Below are 18466 nucleotides of genomic sequence, written 5' to 3'. Positions count from 1 at the left end.
GCTGATTTGCCCAATCGCGATGGACGAAGGTTTACGCTTCGCTATCCGTGAAGGCGGCCGTACAGTAGGTGCGGGTGTAGTATCAAAAATCATTGCTTAATTAGCATTGATTAAAAAAGGCCCTACGGGGCCTTTTTTATTGCCTGAAAAGCGCGGTCTGTATCTGGCTGTTCGGGCGCTAATTCATTATTCAAACACTTGTTTGAATGTCGAAGCTGTGCCATGCTCTAACTCATCCGTCCAGTTAAAGAGGCAATCAAGATGAGCCAGTACCAGGCACCGTTAAATGATATTTTGTTCAACCTTTTCGACGTTTGGCAGTTAGATCAATACTGGCAGCAGCAAAGCGAGCTCTGCGAACTTATTGAGGCTGACACTGCTAAAGCTATTCTGGAAGAAGCCGCTAAAATTTGTGAACAACAAATAGCACCGTTTTCAGGCGAAGCAGATCAACGCTGTGCCCAATTACAAGACGGCAAGGTGTCGCTGCCGGCGCATTATTACACTGCTTATCAAAGTCTGGCCGAAGGTGGCTGGACCGGCCTTAGTGGCGATGCTGAATACGGCGGTATGGGTATGCCCAAATCGCTGTCGATGATGGTGGATGAAATGCTTTGCAGTGCTGATATCGCGTTCTCGTTATATCCCGGTTTAACCGCCGGCGCTTGCGTTGCTTTATTACAACATGCAGATGAGGCCACCAAAGCACTGTACTTGCCGAAAATGTACAGCGGCGAATGGTCCGGCACTATGTGTTTAACCGAATCGCATGCCGGCTCCGATCTTGGCATTATGCGCACTACAGCCAGGCCGGCCGAGGATGGCAGTTATTTGCTGAACGGCAGCAAAATTTTTATTACCGCCGGCGAGCATGACCTGACAAAAAACATCATTCATCTGGTACTGGCCAAGTTGCCGGATGCACCCGCCGGTAGCCGCGGTATCTCGCTGTTTTTAGTGCCGAAGTATCTGCCGGATGCCGCCGGCGAACCGGGTAGCCGCAATAGCGTCAGTGTAGGGTCTATTGAGCATAAGATGGGCATTAATGGCTCGGCGACCTGTGTGCTGAATTTTGACGACGCCAAAGGCTATTTAATCGGTGAACCACACCGTGGTTTAGCCTGTATGTTTACCATGATGAACTATGAGCGTTTATCAATGGGCAGCCAGGGGCTGGGCGCGGCTGAGCGGGCTTATCAAAATGCGCTGGCTTATGCCAAAGACCGGCTACAGGGTAGGGTCACCGGGAAAGATGCTAACAAAGCTGAGCCTATTATTGGTCATGCCGACGTTAGGCGCATGTTGCTTAATATAAAAGCAATGAATGAGGCTGGCCGTACCTTTGCTACCTGGGTGGCATCACTGTTGGATAAAGCTAAGTATGATAACTGCCCGGTATCGGCACAACGCGCTAATTTACTGACGCCGATAGCCAAAGCGTTTATGACAGATCAGGGCTTTGAGGCTTGTGTTACCGCACAACAGGTGTTTGGCGGCCACGGCTATGTTAAAGAATGGGGTATGGAGCAACTGGTACGTGATGTGCGTATTGCCCAGATTTATGAGGGTACTAATGGCATTCAGGCGGCAGATTTTATGTTGCGTAAAGTGGCGGCAGACCAGGGCTCGGTATTGCTTACACTACTGGCAGAAATCAATGCTGAAATGGCAGCTGGACCAATTGATGCTGCTGCGTCGCTGCAGCATTACATCGACCAATTACAGAGCTTAACTGCAGAACTGTTGGCGCAGGACAGCCGCGCACAAAGTGCCAATGCCTGCGACTATTTAGCCCTGGTGTCATATGTGCTGTACGGCTATATGTGGTATAAAAATCTGGCGGCACTACAGCCAGCGGTACAAAGTGAGCAGTTTGTGCTGGCAAAACAACATACGGCAGCATATTACTTCGGCCGTATTTTGCCCAAAGCTGATGGTCTGTTGTCATTATTAAGGCATGATTCAGCCGTAGTGGATAAGTTAGCAACAGAGCACTTCTGATATTAAGGACAATTATGCAATACCTCGCCGGCTTAATAGCACTATTGGCGTTCTCCGCTTCGGCAGCGGACGCACTGGATAAGCGGATGAAAGCCGAGCAATGGGATACGTATGCGCCCTTTACCTTATTGCCGCATGAGAATAACTACCTGATGCCGTTTACCTATGTCGATGGCATTGCTTCTACCCTTGAAAGGGACGGTAGCAGTGCGCCGTCCGACAATGTGGAGGCTAAGTTCCAACTCAGCCTTAAAACTCCGTTGTGGACAAAAATCTATAAAGATAATGGTTATCTGTTTTTTGCTTTTACTCAGCAGGCATATTGGCAAGCCTATAACAGCGAAGTGTCATCACCGTTTCGGGAGAACAACTACGAGCCGGAGCTGATCCTGATGCTGCCGCACTACAAAAACTACGAAGAAGCTGCAAGCCGGATTATCAGTTTAAGTTTGTCGCATCAATCTAACGGCCGTGCCGGCGAGCTATCGCGCAGTTGGAACCGGCTGAAACTGAGTTGGGTTACATCTGTCGGCAATGTGTTTATTAACTTTGAACCCTGGTATCGCTTTAAAGAAGACAGGAAAGATTCGCCGCAAGACCCTAATGGCGATGATAACCCAGATATAACCAAATATATGGGCTGGTTTGAGTTGTCGGCTGCTTATAAACAGGACAACGCCACCTGGCGGATGATGCTGCGCAATAACTTACGCAGTGACAATAAAGGCGCTGTCAGAGTGTCTTATTCGGTGCCGTTTAACAAACATATCCGCTTTTATGCTGAGTTGTTTAATGGTTATGGCGAGAGTCTGATTGACTATGACCGCTCAGTCACCCGCTTTGGTATCGGTTTTGAGCTAAACGATATTCTGTAGTTCATTTTATAACCAACACTTGCGTTATCAGTTGATTTCAGTATAATGCGCGGCCAGTCGATACAATTCTGACTGGCTCGTTAAACAAACTTTAGAGTTATTTAACGCTTACAGTGCTCCCGATTGGGGAGCAAACGTAACTTTGGTGCATGGGCATCCCCCTTCTTGGGTTGGATAGCTTGTGTTTATTTTTGCTCTTTTTGCTCTTTGAGGCTTTGATACATGAGTAATCAAAGGATTCGCATCCGTCTGAAAGCGTTCGATCACCGTTTGATCGATCAGTCAACCATGGAAATCGTTGACACAGCTAAGCGTACGGGCGCTCAGGTTCGTGGTCCTATTCCACTTCCTACCCGCCAGGAACGTTTCACTGTATTGATTTCTCCTCACGTCAACAAAGATGCACGTGATCAGTACGAAATCCGTACCCACAAGCGTTTAATCGACATCGTTGAGCCAACCGAGAAAACGGTTGATGCGCTGATGCGTTTAGACTTGCCTGCTGGCGTTGACGTTCAAATCAGCCTGGGCTAATCAGACAGGTTTATAGAGAGGTTTAGGAAATGGCTATCGGTCTAGTCGGTCGTAAAGTGGGAATGACTCGCATCTTCACTGAAGACGGCGTTTCAATTCCAGTAACCGTAATCGAAGCGACACCAAACCGTGTAACTGCAGTTAAAACTGCAGAAACAGACGGTTACAGCGCACTGCAAGTGACTGCTGGTACTGTAAAGGCAAGCCGCATGAGCAAGCCGGAAGCAGGCCACTTCGCTAAAGTGGGCGTGGACGCTGGTCGTGGTCTGTGGGAATTCCGCCTGACAGATAACGAAGGTGCTGACATCACTGTCGGCAGCGAAATTACGGTTGAAATTTTCGCTGAAGCGAAAAAAGTTGATGTGTCTGGCACATCAAAAGGTAAGGGTTTTGCCGGTGCTGTTAAGCGCTGGAATTTCCGTACTCAGGATGCTACTCACGGTAACTCGTTATCACACCGTGCACCAGGTTCAATTGGTCAGAACCAATCACCTGGTAAAGTATTCAAGGGTAAAAAAATGGCTGGTCACTTAGGTGCTGAGCGCGTAACCGTGCAGTCACTGGAAGTGGTTCGTGTAGACGCAGAACGTAACATCCTGTTAGTAAAAGGTGCAGTACCTGGCGCTATCGGTGGTGACGTGATCGTTAAACCAGCTGTTAAAAGCTAACGTCTGAGGAGATAAGTGATGGAATTAGCATTACGAGACGCTCAAGGCGTTCTTGAAGTTTCCGAAGCTACCTTTGGACGTGAGTTTAATGAAGCTTTGGTTCATCAGGTCGTTGTAGCCTATGCTGCCGGCGCCCGTCAGGGTACCCGCGCTCAGCTGACACGTTCTGAAGTACGCGGTGGTGGTAAGAAGCCATGGCGTCAAAAAGGTACAGGCCGCGCGCGTGCCGGTACTATCCGCAGCCCAATCTGGCGCGGAGGCGGTGTAACTTTTGCGGCTAAGCCACAAGATCACAGCCAAAAAGTAAACCGTAAAATGTATCGTGGTGCGATTCAAAGCATCCTGTCTGAATTAGTACGTCAAGAGCGTTTAATCGTGGTGGAAAATTTCGCCGTTGATTCGCCTAAGACCAAAGATTTAACTGCAAAGTTAAAAGCAATGGACTTAAAAGACGTGTTAATCGTGACTAACGAAGTGGATGAGAACCTGTTCTTATCAGCACGCAACCTGTACAAGGTTGATGTGCGTGACGTACACGGTATCGACCCGGTCAGCTTAATCGCATTCGACAAAGTGTTAATGACTGCTGCTGCAGTTAAGCAACTTGAGGAGCTGTTAGCATGATCCGCGAAGAACGTTTACTGAAGGTTATTTTGGCACCGCACGTTTCTGAAAAGAGCACTGTGTCTGCTGAAAAACACAATACAGTCGTTTTCAAGATTGCCACTACTGCGACTAAAGCTGATGTTAAAGCGGCAGTTGAAAAACTGTTCGAAACAGAAGTAGTTGGTGTGCGTACTGTTAATGTTAAGGGTAAGGCCAAGCGCACTGGTGCGCGTATGGGCAAGCGTAGCGATTGGAAAAAAGCTTACGTGACTCTTAAAGAAGGCAGCGAAATCGATTTCGTTGGCGGCGCTGAGTAAGAAGAGGAGTTAGGAAATGGCACTTGTAAAGTGTAAACCTACGTCACCAGGTCGTCGCCACGTATTAAAAGTGGTTAACCCGGACCTGTACAAAGGCAAGCCTTACGCACCTTTGTTAGAGAAAAATTCAAAAACAGGTGGTCGTAACAACAACGGTCGCATCACTACCCGTCATATCGGTGGTGGTCATAAGCAACATTACCGTTTAGTTGACTTCAAACGCAACAAAGATGGCATTCCGGCCAAAGTTGAGCGTTTAGAGTACGATCCAAACCGTACTGCTAACATCGCACTGGTGTTATACGCAGACGGTGAGCGTCGTTACATTCTGGCCCCTAAAGGCCTGAAGGCAGGTGATACAGTGGTTTCAGGTATGGAATCACCAATCAAAGCCGGTAACACCTTACCACTGCGCAATATCCCGGTTGGTCAGGTAGTACACAACATCGAAATGAAACCAGGTAAAGGTGGTCAGTTAGCTCGTTCTGCTGGCGCATTTGTACAGATCCTGGCTCGTGACGGTGAGTACGTGACGCTGCGTTTACGCAGTGGCGAAGTACGTAAAGTATTAGCAGATTGTCGCGCGACTATCGGTGAGATCGGCAACGCGGAACATATGTTACGTCAATACGGTAAAGCTGGTGCAATGCGCTGGCGTGGCATTCGCCCAACCGTACGTGGTGTGGTAATGAACCCGGTTGATCACCCACACGGTGGTGGTGAAGGTAAAACTTCTGGTGGTCGTCACCCTGTATCTCCATGGGGCGTACCAACGAAGGGTTACAAAACTCGTTCAAACAAGCGTACTGATAAACTTATCGTACGTCGTCGTGATAAATAATTTGTGAGGAATTGCCATGCCACGTTCTCTCAAGAAAGGTCCATTTATTGACCTTCACTTGCTGAAGAAGGTAGAGAAAGCGTTGGAAAGCGGTGACAAGAAGCCTATTAAGACTTGGAGCCGTCGTTCAATGATCATACCTGATATGATCGGTTTGACCATCGCTGTCCATAATGGTCGTCAACATGTACCTGTGTTCGTCTCGGAAGAGATGATTGGTCACAAGTTAGGTGAATTTGCACCTACTCGTACCTACCGTGGTCATGCAGCCGACAAAAAGGCCAAGAAGCGCTAAGGGGTAAATGATGCAAGCATTAGCTAAACACAAATTTGCCCGTTCTTCTGCTCAAAAAACCCGTCTGGTCGCTGACCAGGTGCGTGGATTGTCAGTAGATAAGGCGCTGAACGTACTGACTTACAGCCCGAAGAAAGCTGCTGAGTTAGTTAAAAAGGTTCTTTTATCAGCCATTGCCAACGCTGAGCACAATGAAGGCGCGGATATTGATACGTTGAAAGTTAAGACCATCTTCATTGATGAAGGTCCGTCTATGAAACGTATCAAGCCACGTGCTAAAGGTCGTGCTGACCGTATCGTCAAGCGTACCAGCCACATCACTGTGGTTGTAGCTGATAACTAGGAGAGAGAAATGGGACAGAAAGTACATCCTAATGGTATTCGCCTAGGTATCACTAAGCCATGGAGCTCAACCTGGTTCGCGAATACGAAAGACTTCCCGGATTTCTTAAACGGTGACTTTAAAGTTCGTCAGTATCTGACAAAAGAACTGAAAGCCGCGTCAGTTAGCCGGATCGATATCGAACGCCCTGCGAAAAGCATCCGTGTGACTATTCACACTGCGCGTCCAGGCGTAATCATCGGTAAGAAAGGTGAAGATGTTGAGAAAATCCGCAAGCAAGTAGCAGCCATCGCTGGCGTACCTGCGCAGATTAACATCTCTGAAATCCGCAAGCCTGAGCTGGATGCCAAATTAGTTGCTGACTCAATCAGCAGCCAGTTAGAGCGTCGTGTAATGTTCCGTCGTGCTATGAAGCGCGCGGTACAAAACGCCATGCGTATCGGTGCCAAGGGTATCAAAGTTGAAGTTAGCGGCCGTTTAGGCGGCGCAGAAATCGCTCGTTCAGAGTGGTACCGTGAAGGCCGTGTGCCACTTCACACTCTGCGTGCTGATATCGATTACAATACCTCAGAAGCACTGACTACTTACGGTATCATTGGTGTGAAAGTGTGGATTTTCAAAGGCGAGATCTTAGGTGCTCTGCCATTGAACAACAACACCAACAACGCCAACAATAACAACCAGCCTAAAGCGCCGAAAAAACCGGCACGTAAGGCTAAGTAGGGGTATTGAGCGATGTTGCAACCAAAACGTACAAAATTTCGTAAAGTGCACAAAGGTCGTAACCGTGGTTTAGCCCAGGTTGGCGATAAAGTATCTTTCGGTACTTATGCACTGAAATCTGTAGAACGTGGTCAAATGACTTCACGTCAAATTGAATCTGCACGTCGTGCTATGACGCGCGCTGTTAAGCGTGTTGGTAAAATCTGGATCCGTGTGTTCCCAGACAAGCCAATCACCGCTAAGCCGCTGGAAGTACGTATGGGTAGTGGTAAAGGTTCTGTTGAGTACTGGGTATGTCAGATTAAACCTGGCAAAGTACTGTACGAAATGGACGGTGTGTCTGAAGAGTTAGCGCGTCATGCATTTGCACTGGCTTCCGCTAAGCTACCATTTAAGACAGCCTTTGTAACGCGGACGGTAATGTGATGAAAGCCAGCGAATTAAAAGCGAAAAGTGTTGAAGAGTTAAATACTGAATTACTGGGTTTATTACGTGAGCAGTTCAACCTGCGCATGCAATTAGCTACCGGTCAGTTAGCTCAAACGCATTTATTTAAGCAGGTGCGTCGTGATATCGCGCGCGTTAAGACCATCTTAACCGAGAAGGCAGGTGCGTAATGAGCGAAACTAATACTCGTACACTGCAAGGTAAAGTGATCAGCAACAAAATGGACAAGTCTATTACTGTTGCGATCGAGCGTTCGGTGAAACACCCAATTTACGGGAAGTTCATCAAGCGTACTACCAAGCTGCACGTACATGATGAAACCAATCAGTGTAAAGAAGGCGACGTAGTCACTATCCGTGAATGCCGTCCTTTGTCCAAGACTAAGTCATGGACCCTGGTTGCTGTAGTCGAATCAGCATCTTAATTCGTTAAGGTGTTAAAAGCGGCTCCTTTGTGGGCCGCTTTTATTTTGCGCTACCTTTTTAACAAGAGTGCTGTTATAATCACGCGCCCTCTTGTCAGGGGGTAGTTTTTATCGTAAGCAGCGTAACCCGTGAGGGTTATTTAGTAGAATAGCGGAGCACTAAGATGATCCAGATGCAATCTATGCTGGAAGTCGCAGACAACAGCGGCGCGCGCAGCGTAATGTGTATTAAGGTCTTAGGTGGTTCACATCGCCGTTATGCTGCAATTGGTGACGTCATCAAAGTTACTGTCAAGGAAGCAATTCCGCGCGGTAAAGTTAAAAAAGGTGATGTACTGAATGCAGTGGTGGTGCGTACACGCAAAGGCGTACGCCGTCAGGACGGGTCATTAATCCGTTTTGATCGCAATGCAGCAGTGTTGTTAAACAGCAAGCTGGAACCGATCGGCACTCGTATTTTCGGGCCTGTTACACGTGAACTTCGTGGCGATAAGTTTATGAAGATCGTGTCTCTGGCACCAGAAGTACTGTAAGGAGTCACCATGGCTAGTAAAATCCGTCGTGATGACGAGGTTGTTGTTCTTACCGGTAAGGACAAGGGTAAACGCGGTAAAGTTACTAAAGTATTAGTAGCTGAAGGTCGTGTTTATGTTTCCGGCGTTAACCTGGTTAAAAAGCATCAGAAGCCTGTACCGGCTCTGAATCAACCAGGCGGTATCGTTGAGAAAGAAGCCTCAATTCATGTTTCAAACGTAGCGATCTTTAACTCTAAAACGGGTAAAGCAGATCGTGTAGGTTTCCGCCTTGAAGATGGCAAGAAAGTGCGTTTCTTCAAGTCGAATAACGAAGTAATTTAATTGCTATTGGAGTAATACGATGGCGAAACTGCATGAAATTTACAAAGACACCGTAGTCCCGGAACTGTTTAAACAGTTCGGCTACACCAGCGTCATGCAAGTCCCTCGGATTGTTAAAATCACACTCAATATGGGTGTGGGTGAAGCAGTTGCTGATAAAAAGATCCTTGAAAACGCCGTTGGCGATTTGACTGCTATTGCAGGCCAAAAGCCACTGGTAACCAAGGCGCGTAAATCAGTAGCCGGTTTCAAAATCCGTGAAGGCTACCCTATTGGCGCAAAAGTGACCCTGCGCGGCGAACGTATGTGGGAATTTTTAGAGCGTTTAGTCTCTATTGCTATCCCGCGTATTCGTGACTTCCGTGGTGTAAACCCGAAGTCGTTCGATGGCCGTGGTAACTACAGCATGGGTGTACGCGAGCAAATCATTTTCCCCGAAATCGAATACGATAAAGTAGATGCAGTACGTGGTTTAGATATCACTATTACGACTACCGCGCGTACCGATGACGAAGGACGTGCTTTACTTGCCGCGTTTAACTTCCCATTCAAGAAATAAGGTGTAGGGTCATGGCAAAACAATCAATGAAAGCACGTGAATTCAAGCGTGCACAACTGGTAGCCAAATTCGCTGCAAAGCGTCATGAACTGAGAGATGCGATTGCCAATCCAGCGACTTCTGATGAAGACCGTTGGGCAGCCGTTCTGAAGTTACAGACGTTGCCGCGTGATTCAAGCCCTTCGCGTCAACGTAACCGTTGTCGTGTAACTGGTCGTCCACACGGTTACCTGCGTAAATTCGGCATGAGCCGGATCAAGGTCCGTGAAGCGGCGATGCGCGGTGAAATTCCTGGCCTTCGTAAGGCTAGCTGGTAAGAATCACGGGAGTAACGAGCTATGAGTTTGCAAGATCCAGTAGCGGATATGTTTACTCGCATCCGCAACGGCCAGTCAGCCAATAAAGTTGCGGTTAAGATGCCATCTTCAAAATTGAAGGTGTCTATTGCGAAAGTATTAAAAGACGAAGGTTACATCGCTGATTTCGCGGTTTCTGGTGATGTTAAGCCAGAACTGGAAGTAACGTTAAAGTACTTCCAGGGCAAATCTGTAATTGAAACTATCGATCGTGTTAGTCGTCCTGGTCTGCGCATCTATAAGAAGCGTGGCGATTTACCTAAGGTAATGGGCGGTTTAGGTGTGGCCATCGTGTCAACATCTAAAGGACTAATGACTGACCGCGCCGCGCGCAAGGTTGGTATCGGTGGCGAAATCATCGGCTACGTAGCGTAACGGAGGTAGTAATCTATGTCTCGTGTTGCTAAAGCCCCGGTCACTATTCCTGCCGGCGTTACTTTAACGCAAAACGGTCAGGTAGTGTCCTTTAAGGGCAAAAACGGCGAGTTAACATTAGATGTTAACCCAGCGGTTGAAGTTGTGGTTGAAGGTAACGTTTTACGTACCAATCCACGTGAAGGCTTCGATGGCGCTGACGCGCAAGCGGGTACTGCCCGTGCGCTAATCAACAACCTGGTTACCGGTGTAACTGAGGGTTTCTCTCAGAAGCTGGAACTGGTTGGTGTTGGTTACCGTGCGAAAGCAGAAGGTAAAGTATTGAACCTGAGCCTGGGCTTTTCTCACCCAGTGGTGTTTCAGATCCCTAACGGTATCACTATTGAAACGCCAAGCCAGACTGAAGTACTGGTAAAAGGTGCTGACAAGCAATTAGTTGGTCAGGTTGCCGCTAACATCCGGGCATACCGTAAACCAGAGCCTTACAAAGGCAAAGGTGTGCGCTATGCAAACGAAAACGTGCGTCGTAAAGAAGCGAAGAAAAAGTAGGGTAGGACGATGGATAAGAAACTTGCTCGTCTGCGCCGTGCCAAACGCACTCGCAGAAATATTATCGAACAAGGTGCGAATCGCTTGGTTGTACACCGTACACCACGTCACATCTACGCCCAGCTTATCGCACCAAATGCTGAAGTGATTGCTGCAGCTTCTACCGTAGAAGCTTCAATTAAAGACTCACTTAAGTACACTGGTAACGTAGATGCTGCTAAGGCTGTAGGTAAAGCGATTGCCGAACGTGCAGTAGCCAAAGGCGTTACTGCTTGTGCTTTTGACCGCAGTGGCTTTCAGTATCATGGTCGCGTGCAAGCTCTGGCTGACGCGGCGCGTGAAGCCGGTCTTCAGTTCTAGGAGTAGCTCATGGCTAACGAAGAAGCTAAACAACAATCTGATTTACAAGAGAAGCTTGTTGCAGTAAACCGCGTGTCAAAAGTTGTTAAAGGTGGTCGTATTTTCTCCTTTACCGCTCTGACTGTAGTCGGTGACGGCAACGGCCGTGTTGGTTTCGGTTATGGTAAAGCACGTGAAGTACCAGCTGCTATTCAAAAAGCAATGGAAAAAGCGCGCCGCAACATGACCCAGGTTGAGTTAAATGGTAACACCTTACACCACCCAACCCGTGGTGTTCACTCAGGTTCAAATGTTTACATGCAACCTGCAGCTGAAGGTACCGGTCTTATCGCCGGTGGTGCAATGCGCGCCGTACTGGAAGTAGCAGGCGTACAGAACATTCTGTCTAAGTGTTACGGCTCAACTAACCCAATCAACGTAGTTCGCGCAACTATTAATGCACTGTCGACTGTTAAGTCGCCAGCTCAAATAGCTGCTAAACGCGGTTTACGCGTTGACGACATTCTGGGGTAATCTGCCATGGCGAAGAAGACAATTAAAGTAACCCAAATTAAGTCCAGCATCGGTCGTTTACCGAAGCACAAGGCTTCTTTACTGGGTTTAGGTTTACGCCGCATTAATCATACTGTTGAAGTAGAAGATACTCCTTCTGTTCGCGGTATGATCAACGCTGTGTATTACATGGTTAAAGTGGAGGAGTAACAGATGTTATTAAATACTCTTGCTCCGGCACCTGGTGCTAAGAAAAACAAGCATCGCGTGGGTCGTGGTATCGGCTCAGGCTTAGGTAAAACTGCAGGTCGTGGCCATAAAGGTTTGAAGTCACGTTCAGGTGGTAAAGTGCGTCCTGGTTTCGAAGGCGGTCAAATGCCATTGAAACAGCGCTTACCTAAGTTCGGTTTCACTTCACAGAAATCTTTGGTTTCTGCTGAAGTACGCCTGCACGAACTGGCAGCGGTTAAAGGTGATGTAGTTGATCTGGCTAGCCTGATGGAAGCTAACATCATTGCCCGTACTGTTAAGTTTGCCAAAGTTGTACTGTCAGGTGAGATTACTCGCCCGGTAACCGTAAAAGGTTTAGGTGCAACTAAAGGCGCGCGTGCAGCAATCGAAGCCGCTGGCGGTAAAGTCGAAGAATAATAAGGATAGTACGCGATGGCTAAACCAGGTTCGGACTCAAAAAGTGCAAAAGGCGGATTCAGCGAGCTGAAATCCCGTTTGTTATTTGTGCTTTTGGCCATAATCGTATTTCGGTTAGGCTCCTTTGTGCCAATTCCTGGAATTGACGCCGCCGTGCTGGCTCAGTTATTCGAGCAACAAAAGGGCACCATCGTTGAAATGTTTAACATGTTCAGCGGTGGCGCACTTGAGCGTGCTTCGGTGTTTGCGTTGGGTATTATGCCCTACATCTCTGCCTCTATTATTGTACAGCTGTTGACGGTAATGCATCCGGCCATGGCTGAACTGAAAAAAGAAGGCGAAGCTGGAAAGCGCAAAATCAACCAGATGACACGCTACGGTACTTTAGCATTAGCAACATTACAGGCCATTGGTATTGCCACTGGCCTGCCTAACATGATGCAGGGGTTAGTGATTAACCCAGGCTTTGCATTTTACTTTACTGCGGTAATCAGCTTGGTTACCGGTACCATGTTTTTAATGTGGTTGGGTGAGCAAATTACAGAGCGCGGCATTGGTAATGGTATCTCGTTGCTAATCTTTACCGGTATTGTTGCCGGCTTCCCGTCTGCCATTGGCCAGACGATCGAGCAGGCACGTCAAGGCGATTTGCACTTTTTACTGTTGGTAGCAATAGGTGTGATCGTAATTGCGATTACCTGGTTTGTGGTGTTCTTTGAACGCGGCCAGCGTCGGATTGTGGTCAATTATGCCAAGCGTCAGCAAGGCCGTCAGGTGTTTGCCGCGCAAAGCAGCCATTTACCATTAAAGGTGAATATGGCCGGCGTAATACCACCGATTTTTGCCTCCAGCATTATTCTGTTCCCCGGTACGATAGCCAGTTGGTTTGGTTCGGGTGAAGGCGTGGTGGCTAATTTCCTCCAGGAATTAGCATTAACATTATCTCCGGGACAACCGTTGTATATGATGTTATACTCCGCGGCCATTATTTTCTTCTGTTTCTTCTATACTGCGTTGGTGTTTAACCCGCGCGATACAGCAGATAACCTGAAGAAATCCGGTGCCTTTATTCCCGGGATCCGTCCTGGTGAGCAGACATCAAAATACATCGATAAAGTGATGACACGGTTAACCTTAGCGGGTGCCCTGTATATAACCTTTATCTGTTTAGTTCCTGAGTTCATGATGGTAGCGTGGGATGTACAGTTCTACTTCGGTGGTACTTCTTTACTGATTATCGTTGTCGTTATCATGGATTTTATGGCACAGGTACAGACGCATTTGATGTCGCATCAATATGATTCTGTGCTTAAAAAGGCAAATCTTAAAGGCTATGGCCGTTAAGATAGTTTGCGGAGTTAAGTTATGAAAGTACGAGCTTCCGTTAAGAAGATCTGCCGTAACTGCAAAGTGATCAGACGTAACAACGTTGTTCGCGTAATTTGCAGTGAGCCGAAGCACAAACAGCGCCAAGGCTAATAGCAGAACAAAAATGATACTGCGGGCTGAACTGATTGGTTGAGCCCCTTTATCGTTTGCAATATCAGCGCCATTTGAGTATCCTTACGGGCTTTTCAAATTGGCATCTTTAAACTCTATTATAGGAGAACGTTAGTGGCCCGTATCGCTGGCATTAACATCCCCGATAATAAACATGCGGTCATCTCTTTGACCTATGTTTATGGTATCGGTAAAACCCGCGCTAAATCGATTTTAGCTGCAGTGGGTATCGAAGAAAGTACAAAAATTGCTGCGTTAACCGACGCGCAATTAGATACGCTTCGTGACGAAGTTGCAAAATACACCGTTGAAGGTGACTTGCGCCGTGAAATCACATTAAACATTAAGCGTTTAATGGACCTTGGTTGCTACCGTGGCCTGCGCCACCGTCGTAGTCTGCCGGTTCGTGGTCAGCGCACTAAAACTAATGCGCGTACCCGCAAGGGCCCACGTAAAGCGATTAAGAAATAAGGTGATTCAACATGGCTAAAGCACCAGTTCGTACTCGTAAACGGGTAAAAAAGCAAGTTTCTGACGGTATGGCTCATATCCATGCTTCTTTCAACAACACCATCGTGACGATTACTGATCGTCAGGGTAATGCACTGTGCTGGGCAACTGCCGGCGGTTCAGGTTTCCGTGGTTCACGTAAATCTACTCCGTTTGCTGCTCAGGTAGCTGCAGAGCGCGCCGGTACTGCCGCGCTGGAATATGGTGTAAAGAACCTTGAAGTGTTTGTGAATGGTCCTGGCCCGGGCCGCGAATCAGCGATTCGTGCTCTGAACGCCGCTGGCTATAAGATCACAAATATCACCGACGTGACGCCTATCCCGCATAACGGATGCCGTCCACCTAAAAAACGTCGCGTGTAATTACAGCGCTTCACGGATTATTGGAGAAAGAAGATGGCAAGATATTTGGGTCCTAAGCTCAAACTCAGTCGTCGCGAAGGCACAGATCTGTTCCTGAAGAGCGGCGTAAGAGCAATTGATTCAAAGTGTAACTTAACTACCGCTCCTGGTCAGCACGGCGCACGTCGCGGTCGCTTATCAGACTACGGTTTACAGTTACGCGAGAAACAAAAAGTACGTCGTATGTATGGCGTATTAGAAAAGCAGTTCCGTAACTATTACAAGGAAGCTGCTCGTTTGAAAGGTAATACAGGTGAAAACCTGTTAGCGTTGTTAGAGTCACGCTTAGACAACGTAGTATACCGTATGGGTTTGGCCAGTACGCGCGCTGAAGCACGTCAGCTGGTTAGCCACAAAGCCATCATGATTAATGGCCAAGTGCTGAACATTCCATCATACAAAGTATTACCTGAACAAGTGGTCTCTGTTCGTGAGAAAGCGAAAAAGCAAGCCCGTATTGGTGCTGCGCTTGAAGTAGCTGCACAACGTGAGAAACCAACTTGGATCGAAGTAGATAACACGAAACTGGAAGGCGTTTTCAAGCGTCTGCCTGAGCGTTCAGACTTGTCTGCTGACATCAACGAACAGTTAATCGTCGAGCTTTACTCTAAGTAAAGCTAATTGTTAAGAGAGGATACAATGCAGGGTTCTGTCACCGAATTCCTTAAGCCGAGATTAGTTGGTATCGAAAAAATCAACCCAACTCGTGCCAAAGTTACTTTGGAACCACTTGAGCGCGGTTTCGGGCATACCTTGGGCAACGCGTTACGTCGTATTCTGCTTTCGTCAATGCCAGGTTGTGCAGTGACTGAAGTTGAGATTGACGGCGTTCTCCATGAGTACAGTGCCAAAGAAGGTGTGCAGGAAGATATCATCGATATCCTTCTGAACCTGAAAGGCCTTGCCGTTCGCCTGGAAGACAAAGATGAAGTCACTCTGACTTTGACGAAGAAAGGTGCTGGCCCTGTAACAGCTGGAGACATCCAGCATGGCGACGGTGTGGTTATTACCAACCCTGAGCACGTTATTTGCAACCTGACCGGCGAAACTGAATTCAGTATGCGCCTGAAAGTTGAACGTGGTCGCGGTTATGTGCCTGCATCAGCGCGTTTGTCCTCAGATGATGACGAGCGTCCTATTGGTCGTCTGTTACTGGATGCCTCTTTCAGCCCGGTAGAGCGTATAGCCTACTCAGTTGAAGCAGCGCGGGTAGAACAGCGTACTGATCTGGACAAACTGATCATCGATATGGAGACCAACGGCACTGTTGAGCCAGAGGAAGCCATTCGCCGTGCAGCAACAATTCTGGCCGAACAGCTGGAGTTCTTCGTCGAGCTGCGCGATAAGAGCGAACCGGAAAAACGCGAAGAGAAGCCGGAGTTTGATCCGATTCTGTTACGTCCGGTCGATGATTTGGAATTAACAGTTCGTTCTGCTAACTGCTTGAAGGCAGAGCAGATTCAGTACATTGGTGATCTGGTTCAGCGTACCGAGGTTGAGTTACTTAAAACACCTAACCTGGGTAAAAAGTCGCTTACCGAAATCAAAGACGTGCTGGCATCACGCGGTTTATCCCTGGGCATGCGCCTTGAGAACTGGCCGCCAGCGAGTCTGGTAAATAAAGACTAATCAGATACCAGTTTCTGGTTTAGTGAGAAGGAATAGATCATGCGCCATCGCAAGAGTGGTCGTCAATTAAACAGGAACAGCAGCCACCGTACGGCAATGTTCCGCAACATGGCAAGCTCGTTGGTGAAGCACGAAATCATCAAAACGACTTTGCCAAAGGCTAAAGAGTTACGTCGTGTGATCGAGCCATTGATCACATTGGCAAAGAATGACAGCGTTGCAAACCGCCGTTTAGCTTTCGCCCGTACTCGTGATAAAGAAGTAGTAGGTTTGTTATTCAACGTGCTGGGCCCGCGTTACAACGCGCGTCCAGGTGGTTACACTCGTATTTTGAAGTGTGGCTTCCGTGCAGGTGATAACGCACCTATGGCTTACATCGAGTTAGTCGATCGTCCGGAAGTGGACGCACTGCCAGTTGAAGAAACTGCAGCTGAGTAAGCGCTAAAGAACTGAAAAGCCGGGCATAGCCCGGCTTTTTTATGCCTGTTTGTTTTTCCACCAGCTAATCCTTATTATGATGCTTTGACTTAAGCCCAGGTATTGAGCATGCAAAAAATCTTGCTTCCCTTGCTATTACTTAGTTTGCCACTGGCAGCTGATGCTGAAACAGCGACCGAAATACAGTATCAGCCGCTGCAACCTTTGTTGTCTCAGGGAACAGAGCAATATCCGACATTGCAGCATGTACTTACCAACCCTGAACCTTACCGGTTACAAATTATTTATACGCGAGTAGACCGCGGCGCTGATAACAGTCCAAATCTTACCTACTATCAATTTGGTCTTGATGATAATCGCTACTTCTATCCGGCCAGCACAGTAAAATTGCCTATAGCTTTATTAGCACTGGAATGGTTGTCAGAGCAGAATATCGCCGGTTTAAATTCAGATACTACTATATTTACTGATGCTGCAACTGACTGGCAAACGGCGCAAGCTACAGATCCTACTTCTGCTAGCGGTTTTCCCAGCATTGCACAGTATATAAAGAAGATATTACTGGTCAGTGATAACGACGGCAGTAACCGGCTGTATGAATTGCTTGGGCAGGACTTTATTAACCAGCGCCTGGCAGCCAAAGGCTTAAAAAACAGCGTGATTAATCACCGCCTTAGCGTGCCATTGACGGCAGAGCAAAACCGGCAGTTCAATCCGGTAAGCTTTGTTGATACTAAGGGCAATCCAATTCTGGCTCTGCCGGCCCGCAGTACAAATCGGCAATATATCAACAAAGATAAACCGACATTGGGCAGAGCGTATATCAGTGGTAAAGAGCTGATTAACTCACCAATGGATTTTACCGACAAAAACCGTCTTAGCCTTGCTGATTTTGATGGTGTAATAAAGCGGCTTATCTTTCCACAGCTATTCAACCAGCAGCAACGTTTTAACTTAAAATCTGAAGATCGCGATCTGGTACTGCGTTATATGGCGATGTTGCCACCTGATAGTACTAGTCCGCTATACGATGCAGCAGATTACCCGGATAACTATTCCAAGTTCTTGTTGTTCGGCGGCAAAGCTCAGCAGCTGCCGCCACATATCCGTATTTTTAATAAAGCCGGCTGGGCCTATGGCCATATTATTGATGGCGCCTATATCGTCGATTTGCAGCAGCAGATCGAGTTTTTTGTCACGGCAGTAGTCTATGCCAATGAAAACGACATTCTCAATGATGACCTGTATCAAAGGGAAGAAGTTGCCGTCCCGTTTTTACGTGAGCTCGGTCAGTACCTATATCAACACGAGTTGAAGCGGCCACGAAAATACCTACCGGATCTTAGTGAAGTGCGCGAAGTAACAGCGCCAGATACTGAAATTGACTGATTTATAATCAAAAAACAGTGCTTTTTTAAAGGATCGCTTAAAAAGTGCGCGGTCGATCATATTTCTGTAAAAAAGATCTTGATCGAATTGCAGCGATCTCTATAATGCGCACCACACAGACGGCAGCAAGCGAAAGCCCAAAGCGTCTGACTGAGGTGAAAACCTCGCGTCATTGAGTAAACTCTGACGCACGCTCTTTAACAATTCGCAATCAATCATCTGTGTGGGCACTTATGATGGATTTCACAAAATGAAATTTATCGGTTGAGTGACTATTACAGAAATGTTTTAAGTCAGTAAGACTGAGCGTCACTTCGGTGACAGAAAGA

The 18466-nt window shown here is 47.5% G+C and carries 31 protein-coding genes and 1 pseudogene; all 32 read left to right on the top strand.

From position 1 onward, the window contains the following. Nucleotides 1-100 (top strand): annotated as a pseudogene (locus Q8O77_RS04760) (elongation factor Tu); the annotation flags it as partial. Nucleotides 101-261: 161 nt separating this feature from the next. Further along, nucleotides 262-2001: an acyl-CoA dehydrogenase family protein gene (locus Q8O77_RS04755; protein ID WP_305551707.1), complete on the top strand. Its 1740-nt coding sequence runs from the start codon at nt 262-264 to the stop codon at nt 1999-2001. Between the two features lie 14 nt (nt 2002-2015). Further along, nucleotides 2016-2876 carry a phospholipase A gene (locus tag Q8O77_RS04750; RefSeq protein WP_305551706.1) on the top strand — a complete coding sequence of 287 codons (861 nt, stop codon included), beginning with the start codon at nt 2016-2018 and terminating at the stop codon, nt 2874-2876. Between the two features lie 222 nt (nt 2877-3098). Then, a complete protein-coding gene (rpsJ, locus tag Q8O77_RS04745; protein ID WP_008899121.1) occupies nt 3099-3410 on the top strand; it encodes a 30S ribosomal protein S10 in 312 nt (103 codons plus the stop codon). A 29-nt stretch (nt 3411-3439) separates the two neighbouring features. Continuing rightward, nucleotides 3440-4078, top strand: coding sequence for a 50S ribosomal protein L3 (gene rplC, locus Q8O77_RS04740; protein ID WP_173502778.1), 639 nt, complete (start codon nt 3440-3442; stop codon nt 4076-4078). 18 nt (nt 4079-4096) lie between these two features. Continuing rightward, nucleotides 4097-4702 carry a 50S ribosomal protein L4 gene (gene rplD / locus Q8O77_RS04735; protein WP_092796978.1) on the top strand — a complete coding sequence of 202 codons (606 nt, stop codon included), beginning with the start codon at nt 4097-4099 and terminating at the stop codon, nt 4700-4702. Continuing rightward, nucleotides 4699-5001, top strand: a complete 303-nt coding sequence (gene rplW / locus Q8O77_RS04730) for a 50S ribosomal protein L23 (protein WP_305551705.1) — start codon at nt 4699-4701, stop codon at nt 4999-5001. The genes rplD and rplW overlap by 4 nt, the downstream gene beginning before the upstream one ends. Nucleotides 5002-5017: 16 nt before the next feature. Next, nucleotides 5018-5842 carry a 50S ribosomal protein L2 gene (gene rplB / locus Q8O77_RS04725; protein ID WP_027672147.1) on the top strand — a complete coding sequence of 275 codons (825 nt, stop codon included), beginning with the start codon at nt 5018-5020 and terminating at the stop codon, nt 5840-5842. A 16-nt stretch (nt 5843-5858) separates the two neighbouring features. Next, the gene (rpsS, locus tag Q8O77_RS04720) at nt 5859-6137 is read left to right on the top strand and encodes a 30S ribosomal protein S19 (RefSeq protein ID WP_008950795.1); all 279 of its coding nucleotides are present in this window, start codon (nt 5859-5861) and stop codon (nt 6135-6137) included. Nucleotides 6138-6147: 10 nt separating this feature from the next. Then, entirely contained in the window at nt 6148-6480 is a 333-nt protein-coding gene (rplV, locus tag Q8O77_RS04715) for a 50S ribosomal protein L22 (RefSeq protein ID WP_019677721.1), read from the top strand. 9 nt (nt 6481-6489) lie between these two features. After that, a complete protein-coding gene (rpsC, locus tag Q8O77_RS04710; protein ID WP_008224489.1) occupies nt 6490-7203 on the top strand; it encodes a 30S ribosomal protein S3 in 714 nt (237 codons plus the stop codon). Nucleotides 7204-7215: 12 nt separating this feature from the next. Next, nucleotides 7216-7629, top strand: a complete 414-nt coding sequence (rplP, locus tag Q8O77_RS04705; RefSeq protein ID WP_068238325.1) for a 50S ribosomal protein L16 — start codon at nt 7216-7218, stop codon at nt 7627-7629. Then, nucleotides 7629-7820, top strand: coding sequence for a 50S ribosomal protein L29 (gene rpmC / locus Q8O77_RS04700; protein ID WP_068238323.1), 192 nt, complete (start codon nt 7629-7631; stop codon nt 7818-7820). The genes rplP and rpmC overlap by 1 nt, the downstream gene beginning before the upstream one ends. After that, a complete protein-coding gene (gene rpsQ, locus Q8O77_RS04695; protein WP_068238321.1) occupies nt 7820-8074 on the top strand; it encodes a 30S ribosomal protein S17 in 255 nt (84 codons plus the stop codon). The genes rpmC and rpsQ overlap by 1 nt, the downstream gene beginning before the upstream one ends. Nucleotides 8075-8238: 164 nt before the next feature. Further along, entirely contained in the window at nt 8239-8607 is a 369-nt protein-coding gene (gene rplN / locus Q8O77_RS04690; protein ID WP_132585980.1) for a 50S ribosomal protein L14, read from the top strand. A gap of 9 nt (nt 8608-8616) precedes the next feature. Next, complete coding sequence (gene rplX / locus Q8O77_RS04685; RefSeq protein WP_068238319.1) at nt 8617-8931, top strand: 50S ribosomal protein L24; 315 nt, start codon at nt 8617-8619, stop codon at nt 8929-8931. Between the two features lie 19 nt (nt 8932-8950). After that, nucleotides 8951-9490 (top strand): 50S ribosomal protein L5, encoded by a 540-nt coding sequence (rplE, locus tag Q8O77_RS04680; RefSeq protein ID WP_173502773.1) that lies wholly within the window; start codon nt 8951-8953, stop codon nt 9488-9490. Nucleotides 9491-9501: 11 nt separating this feature from the next. After that, nucleotides 9502-9807 (top strand): 30S ribosomal protein S14, encoded by a 306-nt coding sequence (gene rpsN, locus Q8O77_RS04675; protein ID WP_305551704.1) that lies wholly within the window; start codon nt 9502-9504, stop codon nt 9805-9807. A gap of 21 nt (nt 9808-9828) precedes the next feature. Next, nucleotides 9829-10221, top strand: a complete 393-nt coding sequence (gene rpsH / locus Q8O77_RS04670; protein ID WP_068238308.1) for a 30S ribosomal protein S8 — start codon at nt 9829-9831, stop codon at nt 10219-10221. Nucleotides 10222-10236: 15 nt separating this feature from the next. Then, complete coding sequence (gene rplF, locus Q8O77_RS04665) at nt 10237-10770, top strand: 50S ribosomal protein L6 (RefSeq protein ID WP_305551703.1); 534 nt, start codon at nt 10237-10239, stop codon at nt 10768-10770. 9 nt (nt 10771-10779) lie between these two features. Beyond that, complete coding sequence (gene rplR / locus Q8O77_RS04660; RefSeq protein ID WP_068238302.1) at nt 10780-11130, top strand: 50S ribosomal protein L18; 351 nt, start codon at nt 10780-10782, stop codon at nt 11128-11130. A 9-nt stretch (nt 11131-11139) separates the two neighbouring features. Continuing rightward, entirely contained in the window at nt 11140-11643 is a 504-nt protein-coding gene (gene rpsE / locus Q8O77_RS04655; RefSeq protein ID WP_068238299.1) for a 30S ribosomal protein S5, read from the top strand. A gap of 6 nt (nt 11644-11649) precedes the next feature. Beyond that, nucleotides 11650-11832: a 50S ribosomal protein L30 gene (gene rpmD, locus Q8O77_RS04650; protein WP_173502769.1), complete on the top strand. Its 183-nt coding sequence runs from the start codon at nt 11650-11652 to the stop codon at nt 11830-11832. A 3-nt stretch (nt 11833-11835) separates the two neighbouring features. Continuing rightward, nucleotides 11836-12270, top strand: coding sequence for a 50S ribosomal protein L15 (gene rplO, locus Q8O77_RS04645; RefSeq protein WP_173502768.1), 435 nt, complete (start codon nt 11836-11838; stop codon nt 12268-12270). Nucleotides 12271-12285: 15 nt separating this feature from the next. Next, entirely contained in the window at nt 12286-13614 is a 1329-nt protein-coding gene (gene secY, locus Q8O77_RS04640) for a preprotein translocase subunit SecY (protein WP_305551702.1), read from the top strand. A 21-nt stretch (nt 13615-13635) separates the two neighbouring features. After that, on the top strand, nt 13636-13749 hold the full coding sequence (gene rpmJ, locus Q8O77_RS04635) for a 50S ribosomal protein L36 (protein ID WP_082694854.1): 114 nt from the start codon (nt 13636-13638) through the stop codon (nt 13747-13749). 135 nt (nt 13750-13884) lie between these two features. After that, nucleotides 13885-14241 (top strand): 30S ribosomal protein S13, encoded by a 357-nt coding sequence (gene rpsM, locus Q8O77_RS04630; protein ID WP_215399485.1) that lies wholly within the window; start codon nt 13885-13887, stop codon nt 14239-14241. Between the two features lie 11 nt (nt 14242-14252). Continuing rightward, nucleotides 14253-14642 carry a 30S ribosomal protein S11 gene (gene rpsK / locus Q8O77_RS04625; protein WP_027672163.1) on the top strand — a complete coding sequence of 130 codons (390 nt, stop codon included), beginning with the start codon at nt 14253-14255 and terminating at the stop codon, nt 14640-14642. 33 nt (nt 14643-14675) lie between these two features. Beyond that, nucleotides 14676-15296: a 30S ribosomal protein S4 gene (gene rpsD / locus Q8O77_RS04620; RefSeq protein WP_173502765.1), complete on the top strand. Its 621-nt coding sequence runs from the start codon at nt 14676-14678 to the stop codon at nt 15294-15296. A 24-nt stretch (nt 15297-15320) separates the two neighbouring features. Continuing rightward, entirely contained in the window at nt 15321-16310 is a 990-nt protein-coding gene (gene rpoA / locus Q8O77_RS04615; protein WP_027672165.1) for a DNA-directed RNA polymerase subunit alpha, read from the top strand. A gap of 39 nt (nt 16311-16349) precedes the next feature. Next, nucleotides 16350-16748 (top strand): 50S ribosomal protein L17, encoded by a 399-nt coding sequence (gene rplQ / locus Q8O77_RS04610; protein ID WP_027672166.1) that lies wholly within the window; start codon nt 16350-16352, stop codon nt 16746-16748. Nucleotides 16749-16856: 108 nt separating this feature from the next. Beyond that, nucleotides 16857-18137: a serine hydrolase gene (locus Q8O77_RS04605; RefSeq protein WP_305551701.1), complete on the top strand. Its 1281-nt coding sequence runs from the start codon at nt 16857-16859 to the stop codon at nt 18135-18137. Nucleotides 18138-18466 lie beyond the last annotated feature (329 nt).

It is taken from the genome of Rheinheimera sp. (assembly GCF_030690345.1).
GTDB lineage: Bacteria > Pseudomonadota > Gammaproteobacteria > Enterobacterales > Alteromonadaceae > Alishewanella.
This window is presented reverse-complemented; position numbering and strand designations above follow the sequence as displayed.

Bases quoted from the DNA above. Each gene is read 5' to 3' on its own strand.
- Q8O77_RS04755 (WP_305551707.1), top strand. From the start codon at position 262: ATGAGCCAGTACCAGGCACCGTTAAATGATATTTTGTTCAACCTTTTC.
- Q8O77_RS04750 (WP_305551706.1), top strand. From the start codon at position 2,016: ATGCAATACCTCGCCGGCTTAATAGCACTATTGGCGTTCTCCGCTTCG.
- rpsJ (WP_008899121.1), top strand. From the start codon at position 3,099: ATGAGTAATCAAAGGATTCGCATCCGTCTGAAAGCGTTCGATCACCGT.
- rplC (WP_173502778.1), top strand. From the start codon at position 3,440: ATGGCTATCGGTCTAGTCGGTCGTAAAGTGGGAATGACTCGCATCTTC.
- rplD (WP_092796978.1), top strand. From the start codon at position 4,097: ATGGAATTAGCATTACGAGACGCTCAAGGCGTTCTTGAAGTTTCCGAA.
- rplW (WP_305551705.1), top strand. From the start codon at position 4,699: ATGATCCGCGAAGAACGTTTACTGAAGGTTATTTTGGCACCGCACGTT.
- rplB (WP_027672147.1), top strand. From the start codon at position 5,018: ATGGCACTTGTAAAGTGTAAACCTACGTCACCAGGTCGTCGCCACGTA.
- rpsS (WP_008950795.1), top strand. From the start codon at position 5,859: ATGCCACGTTCTCTCAAGAAAGGTCCATTTATTGACCTTCACTTGCTG.
- rplV (WP_019677721.1), top strand. From the start codon at position 6,148: ATGCAAGCATTAGCTAAACACAAATTTGCCCGTTCTTCTGCTCAAAAA.
- rpsC (WP_008224489.1), top strand. From the start codon at position 6,490: ATGGGACAGAAAGTACATCCTAATGGTATTCGCCTAGGTATCACTAAG.
- rplP (WP_068238325.1), top strand. From the start codon at position 7,216: ATGTTGCAACCAAAACGTACAAAATTTCGTAAAGTGCACAAAGGTCGT.
- rpmC (WP_068238323.1), top strand. From the start codon at position 7,629: ATGAAAGCCAGCGAATTAAAAGCGAAAAGTGTTGAAGAGTTAAATACT.
- rpsQ (WP_068238321.1), top strand. From the start codon at position 7,820: ATGAGCGAAACTAATACTCGTACACTGCAAGGTAAAGTGATCAGCAAC.
- rplN (WP_132585980.1), top strand. From the start codon at position 8,239: ATGATCCAGATGCAATCTATGCTGGAAGTCGCAGACAACAGCGGCGCG.
- rplX (WP_068238319.1), top strand. From the start codon at position 8,617: ATGGCTAGTAAAATCCGTCGTGATGACGAGGTTGTTGTTCTTACCGGT.
- rplE (WP_173502773.1), top strand. From the start codon at position 8,951: ATGGCGAAACTGCATGAAATTTACAAAGACACCGTAGTCCCGGAACTG.
- rpsN (WP_305551704.1), top strand. From the start codon at position 9,502: ATGGCAAAACAATCAATGAAAGCACGTGAATTCAAGCGTGCACAACTG.
- rpsH (WP_068238308.1), top strand. From the start codon at position 9,829: ATGAGTTTGCAAGATCCAGTAGCGGATATGTTTACTCGCATCCGCAAC.
- rplF (WP_305551703.1), top strand. From the start codon at position 10,237: ATGTCTCGTGTTGCTAAAGCCCCGGTCACTATTCCTGCCGGCGTTACT.
- rplR (WP_068238302.1), top strand. From the start codon at position 10,780: ATGGATAAGAAACTTGCTCGTCTGCGCCGTGCCAAACGCACTCGCAGA.
- rpsE (WP_068238299.1), top strand. From the start codon at position 11,140: ATGGCTAACGAAGAAGCTAAACAACAATCTGATTTACAAGAGAAGCTT.
- rpmD (WP_173502769.1), top strand. From the start codon at position 11,650: ATGGCGAAGAAGACAATTAAAGTAACCCAAATTAAGTCCAGCATCGGT.
- rplO (WP_173502768.1), top strand. From the start codon at position 11,836: ATGTTATTAAATACTCTTGCTCCGGCACCTGGTGCTAAGAAAAACAAG.
- secY (WP_305551702.1), top strand. From the start codon at position 12,286: ATGGCTAAACCAGGTTCGGACTCAAAAAGTGCAAAAGGCGGATTCAGC.
- rpmJ (WP_082694854.1), top strand. From the start codon at position 13,636: ATGAAAGTACGAGCTTCCGTTAAGAAGATCTGCCGTAACTGCAAAGTG.
- rpsK (WP_027672163.1), top strand. From the start codon at position 14,253: ATGGCTAAAGCACCAGTTCGTACTCGTAAACGGGTAAAAAAGCAAGTT.
- rpsD (WP_173502765.1), top strand. From the start codon at position 14,676: ATGGCAAGATATTTGGGTCCTAAGCTCAAACTCAGTCGTCGCGAAGGC.
- rpoA (WP_027672165.1), top strand. From the start codon at position 15,321: ATGCAGGGTTCTGTCACCGAATTCCTTAAGCCGAGATTAGTTGGTATC.
- rplQ (WP_027672166.1), top strand. From the start codon at position 16,350: ATGCGCCATCGCAAGAGTGGTCGTCAATTAAACAGGAACAGCAGCCAC.
- Q8O77_RS04605 (WP_305551701.1), top strand. From the start codon at position 16,857: ATGCAAAAAATCTTGCTTCCCTTGCTATTACTTAGTTTGCCACTGGCA.